Below are 18,869 nucleotides of genomic sequence, written 5' to 3'. Positions count from 1 at the left end.
AAGATTAAACGGGAGGATATTTCCCCCTCCCGTTTGATCGGACTGTTAATCCCTTGTAATTTCCGTATTCGCCAGTCTTTCGTAATAACGTGCCAAAGCACTGTGATCCAACTGACCGTCGCCGGCAATCTTCAGCGCCTGCATCATTTCCATCACGGAGGCGGTTAACGGCAGATAAGCGCCGACACCATGAGAAGTATCCAAGGCGTTGGCTAAATCCTTAATATGCAGATCGATTCGGAAGCCCGGTTTGAAATTACGATCCAATACCATCGGCGCTTTCGCATCTAATACCGTACTACCCGCCAGACCGCCGCGAATCGCCTGATAAACCAATTCCGGATTAACTCCGGCTTTAGTCGCCAGCATTAACGCCTCGGACATTGCCGCAATATTCAAGGCCACAATCACCTGGTTCGCCAGTTTAGTCACATTACCCGCGCCGATATCACCGGTATAAACAACGGAACCCGCCATCGCTTTCATCACATCATAGTATTTATCGAAGACTTCTTTTTTACCGCCGACCATTACGGACAGAGTGCCGTCAATGGCTTTAGGTTCGCCGCCGCTAACCGGTGCGTCAAGCATTTCGATCCCTTGTTTTTCCAATTCGGTGTAAATTTCACGGCTTGCCAACGGAGCAATGGAACTCATATCAATTAAAACCAATCCCGGTTTTGCCCCTTCCAGAACGCCGTTTTCACCTAATACGGCGGATTTTACATGGGGAGAATTAGGTAACATGGTGATAACCACATCAACCTGCGCCGCCACTTCTTTGGAATTTGCCGCAGCAACCGCACCTGCGGCCACAACATCTTTTACCGCATCCTGATTGAAATCGGTAACCACCAATGAATAACCCGCTTTTAGCAAGTTCTTACTCATAGGTTTACCCATAATACCTAATCCGATAAATCCGATTTTCATATTTAACCTCTCTTGTTGCATTAACGTTAATTACCGGGCTCCGTCCCGATGTTTAAAAAACTCCCAGCCTAGGGTTAGGCCTTAAAATTATCGCGTAATTTCTGTGTGGCGGCACGGAAAACCCCTAAATCGCTGCCTACCGCAACGAAGGTTGCTCCCCATTCCAGATAGCGACGCGCATCCTGTTCCACCGGTGCCAAAATACCGCAGGCTTTACCATATTTCTTCGCCACGGCAAAAATATGCTGAATTACTTTTTGCACTTCCGGATGATTAGGATTACCCAAGTAGCCCAGGGCGGCGGATAAATCGCCGGGACCGACGAAAATACAGTCTACCCCTTCCACAGCGGCGATTTCTTCCGCATTATCAACCCCCTGCTGGCTTTCAATCTGGACAATCACACCGATATTGTCATTGATCCGTTTGAAATAATCCGGAATGGTGGCATAACCGTTGTTCCGATGAGAAACGGAAACGCCGCGAATACCCACCGGCGGGTAACGGGTCGACGCCACCGCCTGTAAAGCATCTTCTTTACTTTCCACATAAGGTACTAAAATATTGTAGAAGCCGATATCCAATAAACGCTTAATCACTACGGGATCGTTTTTCGGCGGACGTACAATCGGCATACTTTCGCTGTCTTTTAACGCCATTAATTGCGGAATAAAAGAAAGAACATCATTAGGTGCGTGTTCGCCGTCCAATAACAACCAGTCAAATCCGGCCAATCCCAAAACCTCGGTTGAAATAGGATTGCCCAAAGCGCTCCAGCAACCGATTAATTTTTCACCTTTTAGTAATTTCTGCCGAAACAGGTTCGGTACGTATTTTTCGTTCATCGCAGCTTCCTTTTTTAGTCTGATAAGAAATTGCAGAAAGTCTAAATTTTTTTCTTCCAACAATCATTGTATAAATGCACAAAAACAAATTTTAAAACCGACCCATATATATGCAGACGCATAGCCCTCTATTTAATATTTCCGAACAAGCAAGCCTTTATATAAAGGAGAAGAGGCTACTGCTTCGCGCATAAAACGGATGCCTCAATAGAACTAATTTGTGATGGAGATCACAAACAGCTGTGCAGGCGCACAAATAAAAATCGAATTTATTTTTTATCTTCTGACAAATACCGAATACGCATTCAAAGCGAATTCATATAATTTTTAGCGTCGTGAAAATCATTACAGTCAGGAGTTAATTATGAGCGATAACAATGCGAGCGTACGCAGTACCACCGCAGAAGTCATAAAACGCACTAATGTGCGCTGGACCATCGTGGTGCTTTTATTCTTTGTAACCGCAATCAACTATGGGGACCGAGCCACCTTAGCGATTGCCGGTAAACCTATGTCCGATGCCATAGGTATTGACGCCGGCGGCATGGGTTGGGTCTTTTCCGCCTTTTCTTGGGCTTATGTACTGGGCCAATTACCGGGCGGTTGGCTACTTGACCGCTTCGGTTCCAAAAAAGTTTATTTCCTTAGTATCCTGTTCTGGTCGATCTTTACCCTATTACAGGGTGCCGTCGGCTTGTTCTCCGGAGTTTGGGCACTGATTATCCTGTTCTCTCTGCGTTTCCTGGTCGGGATTGCAGAATCTCCTTCTTTCCCGGGTAACAGCCGTATTGCAGCAGCTTGGTTCCCGGCCAAAGAACGCGCTACCGCAGTGGCTATCTTTAACTCCGCGCAATACTTCGCTACCGTGATCTTTGCGCCGATTATGGGTTGGTTAACCGCAGAAATAGGTTGGGAATCCGTCTTTATCTTTATGGGGACGGTAGGTATCTTAATCAGTTTCGTCTGGCTGAAAGTTATTTATAATCCGAAAGAGCATCCGAAAATCAATCAGGCCGAGCTAGATTATATCGAAGCGGGCGGTGCCTTAACCAATATGGATCAGCCGAAAGAAGACGGCAGCAAAAAACAGGGTCCTAAATTCGGTTATATCAAACAGCTATTGAAAAACCGTATGATGCTGGGGGTTTATCTGGGTCAATACTGCATCAACTGTCTAACCTTCTTCTTTATCACCTGGTTCCCGGTTTATCTGGCTACGGAACGCGGTCTGGATCTGAAATCCGTCGGTTTTATCGCCGCAATCCCGGCCATCTGCGGTTTCCTCGGAGGCCTCACCGGGGGTGTTATTTCCGATGCCTTAATGAAAAAAACCAATTCTTTATCCATTGCACGTAAAACCCCAATCGTATTAGGTATGCTGTTCTCCATGAGCATGGTCTTCTGTAACTATGTGGATTCCATTTACATGGTGGTACTGTTCATGTCCATGGCCTTCTTCGGTAAAGGTGTCGGCGCTTTAGGTTGGGCGGTAATGGCGGACACCGCGCCAAAAGAAATCAGCGGTTTGGCCGGCGGTCTGTTCAATATGTGCGGTAACCTGTCCGGTATCGTTTCACCTATCGCCATCGGTTATATCGTAAAACATACAGGGCATTTCGAATGGGCGTTGGTATTCGTCGCCGTTCATGCTCTGATTGCCGCCATCAGCTTCCTGTTTATCGTCGGTCCGATTAAACGTATGGAACTGAAACCTATTGAAGACAAATAATCGCAACGGCACAGGCCAGTTCAATTGCCTGTGCCGTTACATAATACGCTATTAACTCGCTAGCGAAGGAAATAAGTATGAGTACAGAATCCGTTCCACTGATTACCGAAATGAAAGTAATCCCCGTCGCAGGTCATGACAGTATGTTAATGAATGTGGGCGGCGCCCATTCCCCATATTTTACCCGTAATCTGGTTATTCTGAGCGATAATGCCGGTCATACCGGCGTAGGCGAAGCGCCGGGCGGAGAAACCATCTTAAATGCGCTGAAAGAAGCCATACCTCATGTGGTCGGCCGCCCTATTTCCATCCTTAACCGAATAGTTACCGATATGCACAAGGGCTACCTTGACGCCGACTATGATACCTTCGGCAAAGGGGCTTGGACCTTCGAACTGCGCGTAAATGCCGTTGCCGCACTGGAAGCCGCACTGCTCGACTTAATGGGGCAATTCCTGCAGGTACCCGTCGCGGAATTATTGGGGCCAGGCAAACAACGGGACGAAGTAACCGTTCTAGGTTATCTGTTCTATATAGGTGATGACAAAATCACCGATCTGCCTTACCAGCAACCGCTTTCCGGCTGCCATGAATGGTATAAAATCCGCCGTCGCAAGGCCATGGACACACAAGCAGTGGTCGAACTGGCGGCAGCGGCAAAAGATCGCTACGGTTTCAAGGATTTCAAAATGAAAGGCGGCGTATTTGCCGGCGAAACGGAAATCGAAACAGTCAGCGCCTTAAAGAAAAACTTCCCGGATGCAAGAATCACCCTGGATCCGAACGGCTGCTGGTCGCTGGAAGAAGCCATTCAGCTGTGTAAAGGAATGCACGAGGTATTAACCTATGCGGAAGATCCTTGCGGAGCGGAACAGGGCTATTCCGGCCGTGAAGTAATGGCGGAATTCCGCCGTGCCACCGGTATTCCAACCGCCACCAATATGGTCGCTACCAACTGGCGCGAAATGGGGCATTCCATTATGTTGCAGGCGGTAGATATTCCTTTGGCGGATCCGCATTTCTGGACTCTGACCGGCGCCAGCAAGGTCGCCCAGTTATGTAATGAATGGGGATTAACCTGGGGCTGCCACTCCAACAATCACTTTGATATTTCTCTCGCCATGTTTAGCCATGTGGGCGCTTCCGCCCCGGGTAATCCGACCGCACTGGATACACACTGGATCTGGCAGGAAGGTGATTTCCACCTGAGCAAAAATCCGCTTGAGATCATCGACGGTAAAATCAAACTGAATGATAAGCCGGGACTGGGTATTGAGCTGGATATGGAAAAAGTGATGCAGGCTTATGCATTGCATCAAAAATTACCGAGCGGTGCGCGTAATGACGCCGTTCCGATGCAGTTCTACTACCCGGGCTGGAAATTCGATCGTAAGCGCCCGGCAATGCTGCGCTGATACGAATATAACCCCGGTAAAAAAACTTTGCTTTTTTAGACCGCACTTTTAACCTATTTATATACAATCAGTTAACACAAAGAGGCTTTATTATGACAACACCAGTAATTACCGAAATGCAGGTTATTCCCGTTGCCGGACACGACAGCATGCTCCTTAATCTGAGCGGCGCGCATTCCCCTTATTTCACCCGTAATATCGTTATTCTCAAAGATAACAGCGGTAATACCGGGGTCGGTGAAGTACCCGGCGGCGAAAAAATCCGTCAGACCTTGGAAGACGCCAAACCTTTGGTCGTAGGTAAAACCCTGGGGGAATATAAAAATGTGATGACCAAAGTACGAGATACCTTTAACGATCGCGATGCCGGCGGACGCGGCCTGCAAACCTTCGATTTACGTACCACCATCCATGTGGTTACCGCCATTGAAGCGGCGATGCTGGATTTATTAGGCCAGTTCCTCGGCGTTAGCGTCGCTTCCCTGCTTGGCGACGGACAGCAGCGCGATGCGGTGGAAATGCTCGGTTACCTGTTCTATATCGGCGACAGAAAGAAAACGACCTTGGCCTACCAGAGCCAGGAAAATGATCCTTGCGAATGGTATCGCGTACGCCATGAGGAAGCCCTTACGCCGGAAGCCGTGGTTCGCCTGGCGGAAGCCGCCTATGAAAAATACGGCTTTAACGACTTTAAATTAAAAGGCGGCGTACTGGCCGGCGAACAGGAAGCCGAAGCGGTAACCGCTTTATCCAAACGTTTCCCTGAGGCCCGTATTACCTTGGATCCGAACGGTGCTTGGTCGCTGGAAGAAGCCATTCGTATCGGTAAACAGCTACGCAATGTTTTAGCCTATGCGGAAGACCCTTGCGGTGCGGAACAGGGCTATTCCGGCCGAGAAGTGATGGCGGAATTCCGCCGTGCCACCGGCTTACCGACCGCAACCAATATGATCGCTACCGACTGGCGCCAAATGGGACATACCATTTCTCTGCAATCCGTCGATATCCCTCTTGCCGATCCGCACTTCTGGACCATGCAGGGATCGGTACGAGTCGCTCAAATGTGCCACGAATGGGGATTAACCTGGGGTTCTCACTCCAATAACCACTTCGATATTTCTCTCGCCATGTTCACCCATGTCGCCGCAGCGGCGCCGGGTAAAATTACCGCTATCGATACCCACTGGATCTGGCAGGAAGGCAACCAGCGCCTAACCAAAGAACCGCTACAGATCAAAGGCGGCTTGGTCGAAGTACCGAAAAAACCGGGGCTGGGCATCGAATTGGATATGGATCAGGTGGCGAAAGCACACGAATTGTATAAAAACATGGGATTAGGCGCCCGCGACGATGCCATGGCAATGCAGTTCCTGATTCCGAACTGGAAATTCGACAATAAAAAACCTTGTCTGGTACGTTAATCTTCCCGTTCTATAAATTTATTTGCCGGCCCAGTGCTGGCAAATTTTTTATCCGGGGATTATGCTAAGCCGCAAACCATCAAAGTAAAGGGCGCGATCCGATCTCGCAATTAATTGCTACGGAGAAATAACAATGCAAACAATCAATCTGAAAAATGGCGATAAACTCGCTGTGCTGGGCATGGGAACCTGGTTTATGGGCGAGCGTCCCGCACAGCGTAAAGAAGAAATAGCTACGCTGCGTTATGCTATTGAGCAGGGGGTTAATCTGATCGATAGCGCCGAAATGTATGGTAACGGACGTTCCGAGCGCCTGGTCGGCGAAGCCATTGCCCCCTATGCGCGGGAATCCCTTTATCTGATTTCAAAAGTTCTGCCCGAAAACGCCAATCTGCGCCGAATGGAGCAATCCTGCGACGCTTCTTTACGGGCGCTGAATACCGATTATCTGGATATGTATCTGTATCACTGGCGCGGCGCCACGGCGTTGGAAGAAACCGTACAGGGATTGGAAGCCTTAAAAGCGAAAGGAAAAATTCGCGCCTGGGGCGTATCCAATTTTGATCTGGAAGATATGCAGGAACTGCTAGCCCTGCCGCAAGGGAAACATTGCCAGTTGAACCAAGTACTGTTCCATCTGGGCTCGCGCGGTATCGAATATGCGCTTAAACCTTATCAGGATCAGCAACATATCCCGACCCTTGCCTATTGTCCGCTAGCCCAGGCCGGTCGCCTACAGCGTAATCTTATCAATCATCCCGTGCTAACGGAGGTCGCACAGGAAATCGGCTGTACGCCCTATCAGGTTTTATTACTGTTCGTACTGGCTCAGCCCAATACCGTCGCTATTCCGAAAGCCGCCCAACTACAGCATTGTAAAGATAATATCGCCTGTTTGCAGCTCAGCCTCAGCCCCCAACAGCTGATGCGCTTAAACCGAGCTTTTCCCGCCCCCACCCGCCGGCAAGCACTGGATATCGTTTAACTCGAAAGCGCCGTGGAATCCGACTCGGAGCGACAATAGGCTAAAACAGCGGCATACTGATAAAAAAATCCTCGTTACCCGAGTAACGAGGATACATGAAAAAACTTTGTCAATTTCAACCGCACTTTAAGGGCGGTAACGCAATATTTATTCTTCCAAGATAACTTTACCGATATAATCCAGATTACGGTGGCGCTGCGCATAATCAATACCGTAGCCCACCACGAATTCATCGGGAATCGCAAAACCGACCCAGTCCACCGGCACTTCAACCTCACGGCGCGAAGGCTTATCCAACAGGGTACAGATCGCCAACGAAGCGGGATTACGCAAACTTAAAATTTCGCGTACTTTCTCAAGGGTATAGCCGGTATCAATGATATCTTCCACAATCAGCACATGTTCGCCTTTAATATCGCCGTCCAAGTCCTTACTGATTTTAACGTCATGATTGGTAGTCATACCGCTGCCGTAGCTGGAGGTCGTCATAAATTCGATTTCCAGCGGCAATTCAATACGGCGAACCAAATCCGCCATAAACATAAATGAACCGCGCAGCAGACCGACCACAATTAATTTATCTACCTTTTTCTGCTGATAAAAGCGGCTTATCTCCTGTCCGAGCTGATCAATACGGGAATGTACTTCCCGCGACGGGATCAGGGTTTCGACCCGATGTTTTTTCATACTGATTTTTCCATCAATGAGAACAGTTAAAAATTCGTGCGCCGGCAACCTGCCGGGGGCGCATATCATACCATAAAAAAAAGACCGAAGTTAAATAACCTCGGTCTTTTGCTACCCTAACGAATTTACTTTCTACTCTGCCCGTTCGGAATAATAGCTCGGATTTGAAAAGACCTCTACCTATATCCTTTCTTATCCTCTTCCCAACAGACAGGCTTATCATAGAGGAAGGCGAATTGTTCGTCAATAGTAATTATTCTCATTATCAAAAATAATTCCCTCTAGCTACCGGAAATCTTCATACTCTCCACTAACAGGGAACCGGTCTGAATATTAGAACGCAACTCAATATCATCACCCGCCGCCGCAATATTGGCCAGCATATCCCCTAGCTGACCGGCAATGGTAATTTCCGCCACAGGATACTGAATTTCACCCCGCTCCACCCAAAATCCGGACGCCCCGCGCGAATAATCTCCAGTAACCATGTTAACGCCCTGCCCCATTAAATCGGTAACCAGCAGTCCGCTGCCCATTTGTCGCAGCAATGCCGGCAAACCGCCCGTGCTGTTCGGTCGCACCAGCCAGTTATGAATACCGCCGGCATGGCCGGTACTGCGCATTCCCAGTTTTCTGGCACTGTAACTGGTCAGCAAATAGGTTTGCAGAATACCTTTATCAATAATTTCCCGTGCAACCGTTTGTACCCCTTCGCTGTCAAAGGGTGAAGATGCCAACTGACCGCTCAAATGCGGACGCTCACTAATTTGAAACCAATGCGGCAATACCTGTTGCCCCAAATGATCCAACAAAAAACTGGATTTCCGGTATAAACTGCCGCCGCTGATAGCCGTAGCCAGATGACCGATAATTCCCGTCGCCACATCATTCAGAAAAAGAACCGGAGCCTGCCGAGTGCTAATTTTACGCGGATTCAAACGGGCAATCACTTTCTTCGCAGCATTCTCTCCCACCAACTGAGGTGCGTCCAGCGCTTCCGCCCGTCTTGATAGGCTATATTCATAGTCCGTTTCCAGTTCCCCGCCGTCGGCACCGATCAGCGAACAAGAAATAGAATAACGGCTGGAAAGATAGCTCTGTAACATTCCATAACTGTTGCCATAAACCCTTATCCCCTGATGAGAATTAAAGGCTGCGCCGTTACTGTTAACAATGCGGCGATCATAATCCAAGGCCGCACTTTCCGCCGCTAGCGCCAGATTCAGCGCCTGTTCGGTATCAAGATCGCTCGGATGATACAAATCCAGCTCCGGCGCTTCAAAGGCGATCAAATCCCTGTCCGCCAAGCCGGCACAGTTATCGGGCGAAGTGTATTTGGCAATGGCCAGCGCCGCCTGTACCGCATTTTTAATCGCCGCCTCACTCAGATCGGAAGTGGAAGAATTGCCTTTACAATGCCCCGCATACACGGAAATTCCCAGGGCGCCGTCATTATTAAATTCCACGTTTTCCACTTCTTTCAAACGGGTAGAAACCGACAAGCCTTTTACCTTAGTTACCGCCACTTCGGCACTGGCTCCCGCCTGAGCGGCGATCTCAAGGGCATAACTCACCGCATCGCGCAATCTGTTTTCCTGTTGTTTCAATGCGGCACGCTGATTTTCTATCATTTCCATAACAAACCTTTTACCTCGATAAATTTCCGCCATTTTATCTTATTTTCCGCTTTTATGCTAAAATGCGCCGGCATAATGAATTGAAAGGGACGGAACATGAAAAAACGCGGAAAAAAAATCGTAGCGGACTGGGAAGATGAAGAACAAGAAGAAATTATCTGGGTCAGTAAAAGCGAAATAAAACGTGATGCGGAAGAACTGAAAAAGCTCGGTGCGAAACTGGTGGAGCTGACCAAAACCAATCTGGAAAAAATTCCTATGCCGGAAAATCTGGCGGATGCCGTCGAACTGGCAAGACGACTGCAAAAAGAAGCCCGCCGCCGCCAGTTACAATATATAGGTAAATTACTGCGCGCCATGGATACCGAACCTATTCGGGAAGCCCTGGATAAAATCGAAAATAAACATAATCAGCAACAGGCGCTGCTGCATAAACTGGAGCTGCTGCGCGACGAACTGGTGGAAAAAGGCGACTCGGCGTTAGGCCAAGTGCTGGAAACCTATCCTCGGGCGGATCGCCAGCATTTACGTAATCTTATCCGGCAAGCCCAGAAAGAACGGGCGCAAAAGAGCGCACCGAAAGCCTATCGCGAAATTTATCGTTATCTGAGCGACCTGCTGCTCCAGGAATAATCCTTTATCGGGGAAAAGTGCGGTCAAAAACGGCAAAGTTTTTTCCGCCTCAATCCGAATTCTAAAAAACCGCCTAAACAAGGCGGATTTTTTATGCCCGCTTATAACCCGGGACAGTTCACATTTTTAACCGAAAACTTTTGCTTTCCCGGCGCCGAAAGCATAGACTGATAACGTTAGTCGGGGTGCGGCACAGCCGCTGAGATGATACCCGTTGAACCTGATACAGCTAATACTGGCGTAGGAAACTAATCTTTTCACTATTTTTCTCTTCCTTCGTTTATTGCCGCTGTTCTTCTTTTATTCACTCATTCAAAGGAAACAACATGCAATTCCGTTATTTACACCAAGTACGCGCCCGCAATCCGTTGGTGCATTGTATTACCAATATTGTGGTTACCCAGTTTTCCGCCAACGGATTACTGGCTATCGGCGCCTCCCCCTTTATGTCCACCATGGCGGAAGAAGCCGAAGATATTCAACACTTCGCTCAGGCGCTGCTGATTAATATCGGCACCATCAATCGCAGCGACGTAGAAGCCATGCTGGTCGCCGGCAAAGCGGCCAACCGAGTCGGCATTCCGGTGGTTCTGGATCCCGTCGGCGCCGGCGTAACCGAATACCGACGTAATATCACCCGGCGCTTACTGGCGGAAATCCGTTTTAGCGCCATTCGCGGCAATGCGGGGGAAATGGCCTATTTGGCCGGTGTGGAATGGCAAAGTAAGGGGGTTGATGCCGGCCGAGGGAATGGCGATCCGAGCGAAATCGTGCATAAGGTCGCCCGCCAATACCATTGTATCGGCGCCCTTAGCGGAGCGACGGATTTTATCAGCGACGGTGAAAAAATTGTCAAAATCAAAAACGGCAGCCCGCTTTTCCCACAAGTTACCGGATCCGGCTGTTTATTAGGGGCGATCATCGCCGCCTATCTCGGTGTTGCCGCTGCAAACGACCGCTTCAATGCGGTGCTGGAAGCCTGCGCCGCCTATGCGGTTGCCGGCGAATGTGCCGCTCAAGGACTGGATCGGCGTAGCGGCGATTTTGCCTTGGAATTAATCAACCAGCTGGCGTTACTTGAAGATTCGACAATCTGCGCCCGTGCGGAGGTGGAATATGTCTGATTTTCCTCAGGTACTCACCATTGCCGGTTCCGACAGCGGCGGTGGCGCCGGTATTCAGGCGGATTTAAAAACCTTTCAGATGCGCCGGGTATTCGGTACCTCGGTAATCACCGCAATAACCGCTCAGAATACGCTGGGGGTATTTGATATTCACTGTATCCCCTTATCTTCCATTGAAGCGCAAATCAAAGCCGTCGCCGAGGATTTTAATATTAAGGCGGTAAAAATCGGAATGTTGGCCAACAGCGACATTATCGAATGTGTGGCGAAGAGCCTCCGCCATTATGCTTTCGAGCAAATCGTTCTGGATCCGGTCATGATAGCTAAAGGCGGTGCCTCTTTATTACAACCTTCCGCCGTCAACGCCCTGAAACGCTACCTACTGCCGCTGGCAAAGGTAATCACCCCCAATTTACCCGAAGCGGAAACCCTAAGCGGTATCCCTATTCGTAATCAGCAGGATTGCCGCCGGGCGGCGGAAATACTGCAAGCGGCGGGAGCCGAAAACCTGATTATCAAAGGCGGTCATAGCGAAAACAGCGGCAGTACGGAATGCCGCGACTATCTATTTACGCCCCATGGGGAATTTATACTGAATGCCAAGCGCTACCCCACCCGACATACACATGGTACCGGTTGTACCTTCTCCGCCTGCCTGTGTGCGGAACTGGCGAAAGGTCATAGCGTAGAAGCGGCGGCTCGTAAGGCCAAAGCATTTATTTCCGCCGCCATCGCCGCCCCCTTAAATATCGGGCACGGACAAGGCCCCACCAACCATTGGGCCTATTGCGATGAATAAAAACAGCTCTTTACTCAGACTCTATTTTATCGCCGGCAGTCAAGACTGCCGCCATCTGCCCGGCGATCCCGCCCGGCATTTGCTCAATATTTTACAGAAGGCGCTGCAAGCAGGCATCAGCTGCTTCCAGTTTCGCGATAAGGGGCCGGGTTCGCTGCAACAGGATCGGCGCAAGCAATATCAACTGGCCGAACAATGCCGAGATCTGTGCCGCCGCCATCAGGTACCCTTTATCGTTAATGATGATGTGGAAATGGGGCTGGCAATAGAGGCGGACGGGCTGCATACCGGACAATCGGATACCCGTATCGAAAAAATTATCCGCCACGCACCGCCGCATCTGATTTTGGGGCTGTCCATCAATAATCAGGCGCAGGCCCTTGCCGCCGAAAAGCTCGAACGTATCGATTATTTCGGCGTCGGCCCGATTTTTCCGACCCAATCCAAAGCGGATGCTCAAGCGGCGGTCGGCCCGGAATTTATTGCCGCATTACGCCGCCAAGGCATTCGTAAACCTATTGTCGCCATCGGCGGTATTAACCAAGAAAATCTGCCGCAGCTACGGCATAAGGGAGCCCAGGGGATTGCACTGATTTCCGCCATTACCAGAGCCGAAAATATTCAACAACGGGTGCAACAACTGCTAAAAATTCAAATTGATTAAGCTAACTGCGGCTATAAGTTTAAAAAGAGCGGTCAAAAATCGCCGACTTTTCCCCGATATACAGTTTCCTGAAGAGATAAAACAAAAATGCCGTCGGCCATAAAGGCGGACGGCATTTTTAACGGTGGAAAAATCGGCTTTAATTTTTCTCCTGTTGATTCTGGGCGGAGATTTCTTCCTCAACCATTTCTCGCATATCCTGGCGGATGCTATGATTATCAATTACCGAATCTTCCACCAGCTGATTTAGTTTTACCTGGTGTTTAGGGGTAAATTCCTGTTCTTCGTCATACTTTTTCAGCATCAGCGCAAACATCTGACGACGGCGTACTCGTTCTTCTTCTATCCCTTTACGGTTTTTAAACCAAGCCACGGATAAAATCAGCAGCAACAGAATCCCCACATAGCCGAGAATCGGGAACATGGTGGCCACTAAGGTTTTGAAGCCGGCAAAACTAAGACAGAAGCCGATGCCGACTAAGGCAATCATTAACCCTTTAAAGCGTTTTTCACTGCCGTCGGAAAAACGTTTTGCCAGGGAATAATATAGACTGATGGCGGTATTAAAAATCATGCCGAAAATAATCAGCGACATAAGGGTGCCTAACCAAGGGTGAATCTCCGCCACCAAGGCCTGCATCGGAATATCCGCAGCAGCGATAAAATCTATACGAGCAAGCAGGATAAAGGCGGTACAGGCGGTAATAATGCCGATAAGCACACCGCCTACCAAGCCGCCGCACCCCGCTTCGCCCACATACATGGCATCGCCGCCGAGAACAAAGGCCATCGCCGCTCCGGTCATCATACAAATAGCATAATAATTCAGTACCGAAACCCAAATATTCGGGAAAGAAACCGGTTGCTGTAAGGCAATTCGGTCGAGCTGTTGCCAATCGTAGGATTTATCCCAGAAGGTATAAATGGTCAGGGCGATAATGGCGAATACGATAATCGGGGTAAACAGCCCGATAGCCTGGGAAACCCGCTCAAAATTCATCATACTGACCACAATTACCGCCAGGCTGCAAATCAAGGCGCCCACCCAAGTGGGAAAACCGAATTCTTGATTTAAATTGGCCCCGGCACCGGCAATCATAACGAACCCCAGTACGAAACCGCTGACAATCAGAGAGGCATCCAAAAATTTATTTACTAAGGGGGTGGTTATTTGGCCCAGTACCTCGCTGTGCTCACCGGCACGATAATAGGAACCCAGCGCCAGAACGATACGCCCGAACAGCATATGCAGAACCGCAACAATAGCCACGCCCACAAGACCCATAGTACCGAAACTCACAAAGTACTGAAAAACTTCCTGCCCGGAGGCTAGCCCTGCCCCGGTTAATACCCCCACATAAGCCAGGGCGATGGTGAAAATCTTTTTATAATTCATCTGTATTTCACTCCGAAAAAATTAAACCGAAAAATAATAATTACATGAAAAAAATCCGGGATGGAAAAATCCCCAATAGTTAATGTTTTGCGCCGAAAGGCGGTTTCGCCAACCAGACAAAAATTACCAGGCTCAGAAATAAGAGAGCGGACAACCAAAAAATCTCATTGGCTCCGATAATAAACCCCTGTGCGGTAATGGTTTTAGCCAGTTGAGCGGAAGTTTGCAGCTGATTAAAACCGCTGCTTTCCATCATGCTGTAATAGGCTTGTGCATTCGGATTATAGGGGGTGATAAACTCCGTCAGCTGGGTGTGGTGCACCGCTTCTCGGTTATACCACATAAAGGTAGTCAGCGAAGTGCCCACCGATCCCGCCAGGGTACGCAAAAAGTTAAATAAACTTGAGGCCGAAGCCATTTTTTCCGGTGCCAAGCCGGATAAGGTGATGGTAGTCAGCGGCATAAAAAAACAGGCGACGGCGATCCCCTGTATTAACTGAGGCAAAGCCACATCGGCAAAGGTCATATCCGGTTCAAAAGTTACCGCCCGCCAATGGAAGGTCAGGGCATACACCACAAAACTTACGGAAACCAGAATACGCATATCCAGTTTGTAACCGAAGCGACCGATAAGGGGCGATAGCAGAATTGGGAACAGTCCCACCGGCGCCGCCGCCAGCCCCGCCCAAGTGGCGGTATAACCGTACACTTGCTGTAGCAGCAAGGGAATCAGCACCACCGAACCAAGATAGATTAAAAAAGCCAGGCTGGTACACAAACAACCGACGCTGAAATTACGCGATTTAAACAGGGAAATATCCACCACCGGATTATCTTCCGTCAGCTCCCAGATCACCAGAGCAATCAGGGCGATCACCGAAATCACCGTTAGTATGATGATTTCATCGGAATTAAACCAGTCCAGCTCGCGCCCCTGATCCAGCATCAGCTGCAAGCAACCGACCCCGACCACCAGTAAAATCAGCCCGACGGTATCAATAGGTTGCTGATAGGTTCGGGTTTCCCGTTTACCTAGGGTTTTCCAGCTCATAAATACCACTGCCAGACCTATAGGCACATTAATAAAGAAAATCCACCCCCAGTGCAGATTATCGCTGATCCAGCCCCCCAGAATAGGGCCGAAAATCGGTGCCACGACCACGGTCATCGACCAGAAAGCCAGCGCCATACTGCGTCTTTCCGGCGGATAATTGTTTAACAGCAGGCTCTGCGAAAGAGGAATAATCGGCCCCGCCGCCAGCCCCTGCAATACGCGACATATAATCAACATACTCAGGCTATGGGATATACCGCATAACCAGGAGGCCAATACGAATAAAAAGGTAGCCAACAGAAACAGTTTTACTTCGCCGAAGCGTTTTGCCAACCAACCGGTAATCGGAATGGCAATCGCGTTAGCCACCCCGAAAGAAGTGATCACCCAGGTTCCCTGGCTGGAAGAAGAGCCTAAATCGCCGGCAATGGTAGGAATTGCCACATTGGCAATGGTGGAATCCAATACCTGCATAAAGGTAGCCAGCGATAAAGCCAGAGTGGTTATCACCAGGGCGGCGCCCCGTAAGGGTTTTTGCATAACAGGCTCCGCGCTTAGTGAATATTATCCCGAATAATCTGTTCGATCAGCTGCTCCGCTTCCTGGCCGTGATAATCCAACACATCTGTAGCATATAAAGGTTCGGTGCGACGCGTGCCTAACACCTCTCCCGACTTATCGCCCACATTCACGCTAACCGAGGCGGATAAACCGATACGCAATGGAAATTTGCGCATTTGTTCCGGATCCAGTGCAATTCTCACCGGAACCCGCTGTACCACCTTAATCCAGTTACCTGTGGCATTCTGCGCCGGCAACAAGGAAAAAGCGCTGCCCGTTCCCATATCTATACCTTCGACCCGCCCCTCGAACTCCGCATCAGTGCCGTATAAGTCGAAATGCAATGTTACTGGTTGTCCGATGCGCATATTCGTCAGTTGAGTTTCTTTAAAATTGGCGTCCACCCACATCTGTTCGGAAGAAATTACCGCCAGTAGCGGGCTGCCGACAGAAAGCTTCTGCCCAATCTGCACATTGCGACGCGCCACATAGCCGTCCAACGGGCTTAAAATTTTACTGCGTTGCAAATCCAACCAGGCTTTTTTCAATGCACTGGCGGCATTACGCACCTCCGGCTGCTGCCGGAGCGGTGTCTGCATCAATAATGCCTGATTCGCTTCCAGTTGATTACGCATAGCATCCAGTTCCGCCTTAGCCGCACTAACCGCCTCTCTGGCATGTTGCAGGCTTTCCTTATCAATAGCTTGGCTTTTCGCCAGTTGTTCGCGCCGCGCCAGATTTCCCTCCGCCTGGGCGAGCAGCACCTGCTTAGCCCGTACCGATGCCTCTAGTTGTTTTACCAAGTAGTGCAGTTGAGAAATCTGACGCACGGCGGAAGCCAGACGATCTTTCGCCTGTTCGAACACCAGCTTCAGATCCGTATCGTCCAGTTCGATTAATACATCTCCGGCCCGCACAAAATCCATATCTTCCGCATTAATACGTTTGACGCTACCGCTCACCTGCGCCGATACCATCACCTGATTACCCGCGACATAGGCGTCTTCCGTTTCTTCATAATCTTTGATGAAAACAAACCAATAAATGCCTACCGCCAGCGCTATCAGCACCAAAACGGTAATAAAAATACTTAGGGCTTTCTTTCTCTTTTTACTTTTATGGGTTGCGGATTGTGCTGAGCTTTCACTCATAATAAGTCCTTATTATTCTTATAGATAAAATCGTTCGAAAATGTCATCCATATGACTAATTAAGGTTGCTTTCCCTGCAATCTCTTCATCTTGCCAGGCGGCCGCCAGTAGCTCCGGGCCGAATTGACGTCGTGCTGCTTCGGCAACGGGTAAATAGCTGATATGCCAAGGCTCCCGTCCAATTTCCAGTCGCTCCGACACATTGATAAAGGGCAAAGTAAAATCAAAACGGGCTAAGGCTTCGTTTAGAAATTCGCTTAGTTCGAAAAAATAACCGCCCCTTTCATATTCCCAAGGCTCAAGCTGTAACTGCTGCCCGGGCGGTAATAAATGGGGATCAAAAATATCGATTTCCGTTCCCCAATGATGGCGGCTGCCGCCGGGCAAGGCCGACCAACGCAAAATCGCCTGCGCCTTTTCCCAATCGGAAAGCCCCTCCAAAGGTAGCGGCTTACCTTCATCATCATGTACTTTGCGTCGCCCTTCAAACTTCTCGTTCCAGATCCTTTGTTGACGCTGAAAATCGCGGAAACTGCTTGCCGGTTGCAGGTTAAAACCTTGCTGGGCCGCACTTTGTTGTAAGGCGATAAAAGCCTGTAACGCCTCCCCTTGCAGGGCGTGCTGATTAGAAAACGGACAAGGCAGCGGCTGTAAATGGCAACGGGTTTTGCCGCTTAGCATTTGGGCATTGAATATCATCTTAAGCGTCCAACAGATTACTTAGAATGCGGCGGTAAACTTTTCCAAGTGCGCCGAGATCGCTACAGCTGACGCATTCGTCCACCTTATGAATAGTTGCATTTAACGGCCCGAGTTCAACTACTTCGGCCCCGGTCAGGGCGATAAAACGTCCGTCCGAGGTACCGCCGCCGGTTTCCAACTGCGGCTTAAGAGCGAGGCAATGATACAGCGCCTCGCTAACCGCATCAAGCAGTTTACCCGGCCGGGTTAAAAACGGCTTACCGGACAAATTCCACGTAATACGGTAATTAAGTCCATGTTTTTGCAGCATTTGCGCTACCTTCGCCTTGATCTCCGCATCATCAATTTCGGTACTGTAACGCAGGTTGAATTGGATATAAAGTTCGCCGGGGATCACATTATTACTGCCGGTACCCCCATGGATATTTGCAATTTGCAAACCGGTGGGCGGAAAAAATTCATTGCCCCGATCCCATTGGTAGGCGATCAATTCCTGTAGGAACGGCAAGGCGTTATGGATTGGATTACGGGCCAGATGGGGGTAAGCCACATGGCCCTGAATACCTTCAATATATAAATCGGCGGTCAGTGATCCCCGTCGCCCGTTTTTTACCACATCTCCTAGCCGCCGACTGGCTGAGGGTTCGCCTACCACGCAATAATGGATTTTTTCCCCGCGCGCCATCAAGCGATCCACGACTTTTGCGGTACCGTCCTTTGCCGCCGCCTCTTCATCGGAAGTAATTAAAAAAGCGACGGTTCCCTTATGCTCGGGATTGTTCTTTACATATTCCAATGCGGCGATCAGCATCGCCGCCAGAGAACCTTTCATATCCGCCGCACCACGTCCGTACAGCATATCGCCCTCAATATGAGCGGCAAAAGGCGGATAGCGCCATTGTTTTTCATCGCCGGCGGGAACTACGTCCGTATGCCCGGCGAATACCGTTAGCGGAGCGCCGCTACCATGGGTGGCCCATAAATTCAGGGTATGGTTAAAGGGCATAAATTCCAGGCGGAACCCCTGCGCTTCCAATAATGCGCCGATCAACGCCTGACAGCCTTGATCATCGGGGCTGAGGGAGGGGCGTTTAATCAGCTCAATAGCTAAATCAATGATCTGTTGCTGCATA

General features: G+C 49.5%; 17 protein-coding genes and 1 riboswitch. Of the genes, 8 read left to right on the top strand and 9 right to left on the bottom strand.

Annotated features, from left to right (window positions below; all coding sequences use genetic code 11):
• Positions 1–45 precede the first annotated feature (45 nt).
• Both garR and garL read right to left on the bottom strand, forming a co-directional pair.
• A complete protein-coding gene (gene garR / locus EDC45_RS02260; RefSeq protein WP_133543032.1) occupies positions 46–954 on the bottom strand; it encodes a 2-hydroxy-3-oxopropionate reductase in 909 nt (302 codons plus the stop codon).
• Between the two features lie 53 nt (positions 955–1,007).
• Positions 1,008–1,778, bottom strand: coding sequence for a 2-dehydro-3-deoxyglucarate aldolase (garL, locus tag EDC45_RS02255; protein ID WP_133543030.1), 771 nt, complete (start codon positions 1,776–1,778; stop codon positions 1,008–1,010).
• A gap of 364 nt (positions 1,779–2,142) precedes the next feature.
• Between garL and EDC45_RS02250 the strand changes: the two genes are divergently transcribed.
• The 4 genes from EDC45_RS02250 (at position 2,143) to EDC45_RS02235 (ending at position 7,328) form a co-directional block, all read left to right on the top strand.
• The gene (locus EDC45_RS02250) at positions 2,143–3,507 is read left to right on the top strand and encodes an MFS transporter (protein WP_133543028.1); all 1,365 of its coding nucleotides are present in this window, start codon (positions 2,143–2,145) and stop codon (positions 3,505–3,507) included.
• A 77-nt stretch (positions 3,508–3,584) separates the two neighbouring features.
• A complete protein-coding gene (locus tag EDC45_RS02245; RefSeq protein WP_133543026.1) occupies positions 3,585–4,922 on the top strand; it encodes an enolase C-terminal domain-like protein in 1,338 nt (445 codons plus the stop codon).
• A 92-nt stretch (positions 4,923–5,014) separates the two neighbouring features.
• On the top strand, positions 5,015–6,343 hold the full coding sequence (gudD, locus tag EDC45_RS02240; RefSeq protein WP_133543024.1) for a glucarate dehydratase: 1,329 nt from the start codon (positions 5,015–5,017) through the stop codon (positions 6,341–6,343).
• 133 nt (positions 6,344–6,476) lie between these two features.
• A complete protein-coding gene (locus EDC45_RS02235; protein ID WP_133543022.1) occupies positions 6,477–7,328 on the top strand; it encodes an aldo/keto reductase in 852 nt (283 codons plus the stop codon).
• A 147-nt stretch (positions 7,329–7,475) separates the two neighbouring features.
• Here the strand turns inward: EDC45_RS02235 and hpt are convergent, their stop codons facing one another.
• Both hpt and pmbA read right to left on the bottom strand, forming a co-directional pair.
• The gene (hpt, locus tag EDC45_RS02230; RefSeq protein WP_133543020.1) at positions 7,476–8,015 is read right to left on the bottom strand and encodes a hypoxanthine phosphoribosyltransferase; all 540 of its coding nucleotides are present in this window, start codon (positions 8,013–8,015) and stop codon (positions 7,476–7,478) included.
• A gap of 281 nt (positions 8,016–8,296) precedes the next feature.
• Positions 8,297–9,652 (bottom strand): metalloprotease PmbA, encoded by a 1,356-nt coding sequence (pmbA, locus tag EDC45_RS02225; protein ID WP_133543018.1) that lies wholly within the window; start codon positions 9,650–9,652, stop codon positions 8,297–8,299.
• A 96-nt stretch (positions 9,653–9,748) separates the two neighbouring features.
• On the opposite strand from pmbA, the gene yjgA reads away from it, so the two are divergent.
• The 4 genes from yjgA (at position 9,749) to thiE (ending at position 12,872) form a co-directional block, all read left to right on the top strand.
• Complete coding sequence (gene yjgA / locus EDC45_RS02220; RefSeq protein WP_133543016.1) at positions 9,749–10,285, top strand: ribosome biogenesis factor YjgA; 537 nt, start codon at positions 9,749–9,751, stop codon at positions 10,283–10,285.
• A gap of 171 nt (positions 10,286–10,456) precedes the next feature.
• Positions 10,457–10,549, top strand: a riboswitch (TPP riboswitch).
• A 62-nt stretch (positions 10,550–10,611) separates the two neighbouring features.
• The gene (thiM, locus tag EDC45_RS02215) at positions 10,612–11,409 is read left to right on the top strand and encodes a hydroxyethylthiazole kinase (protein ID WP_133543014.1); all 798 of its coding nucleotides are present in this window, start codon (positions 10,612–10,614) and stop codon (positions 11,407–11,409) included.
• Positions 11,402–12,208, top strand: coding sequence for a bifunctional hydroxymethylpyrimidine kinase/phosphomethylpyrimidine kinase (thiD, locus tag EDC45_RS02210; RefSeq protein ID WP_133543012.1), 807 nt, complete (start codon positions 11,402–11,404; stop codon positions 12,206–12,208). Before thiM ends, thiD begins: the two co-directional genes overlap by 8 nt.
• A complete protein-coding gene (gene thiE / locus EDC45_RS02205; RefSeq protein ID WP_133543010.1) occupies positions 12,201–12,872 on the top strand; it encodes a thiamine phosphate synthase in 672 nt (223 codons plus the stop codon). Before thiD ends, thiE begins: the two co-directional genes overlap by 8 nt.
• Positions 12,873–13,011: 139 nt before the next feature.
• Here the strand turns inward: thiE and EDC45_RS02200 are convergent, their stop codons facing one another.
• The 5 genes from EDC45_RS02200 to dapE form a co-directional block, all read right to left on the bottom strand.
• Positions 13,012–14,268: a YkvI family membrane protein gene (locus EDC45_RS02200; protein ID WP_133543008.1), complete on the bottom strand. Its 1,257-nt coding sequence runs from the start codon at positions 14,266–14,268 to the stop codon at positions 13,012–13,014.
• 79 nt (positions 14,269–14,347) lie between these two features.
• A complete protein-coding gene (locus EDC45_RS02195; protein WP_133543006.1) occupies positions 14,348–15,862 on the bottom strand; it encodes a DHA2 family efflux MFS transporter permease subunit in 1,515 nt (504 codons plus the stop codon).
• A gap of 14 nt (positions 15,863–15,876) precedes the next feature.
• The gene (locus EDC45_RS02190; RefSeq protein WP_133543004.1) at positions 15,877–17,034 is read right to left on the bottom strand and encodes an EmrA/EmrK family multidrug efflux transporter periplasmic adaptor subunit; all 1,158 of its coding nucleotides are present in this window, start codon (positions 17,032–17,034) and stop codon (positions 15,877–15,879) included.
• Positions 17,035–17,052: 18 nt separating this feature from the next.
• Positions 17,053–17,733: a M15 family metallopeptidase gene (locus EDC45_RS02185; protein WP_133543002.1), complete on the bottom strand. Its 681-nt coding sequence runs from the start codon at positions 17,731–17,733 to the stop codon at positions 17,053–17,055.
• Position 17,734: 1 nt separating this feature from the next.
• Entirely contained in the window at positions 17,735–18,868 is a 1,134-nt protein-coding gene (gene dapE / locus EDC45_RS02180) for a succinyl-diaminopimelate desuccinylase (RefSeq protein ID WP_133543000.1), read from the bottom strand.
• Between the last annotated feature and the right edge of the window lies 1 nt (position 18,869).

The organism is Mesocricetibacter intestinalis, from assembly GCF_004363295.1.
Taxonomy (GTDB): Bacteria; Pseudomonadota; Gammaproteobacteria; order Enterobacterales; family Pasteurellaceae; genus Mesocricetibacter; species Mesocricetibacter intestinalis.
Note: the sequence above shows the minus strand (reverse complement) of the source record. Positions and strands in the feature narration are given on the sequence as shown.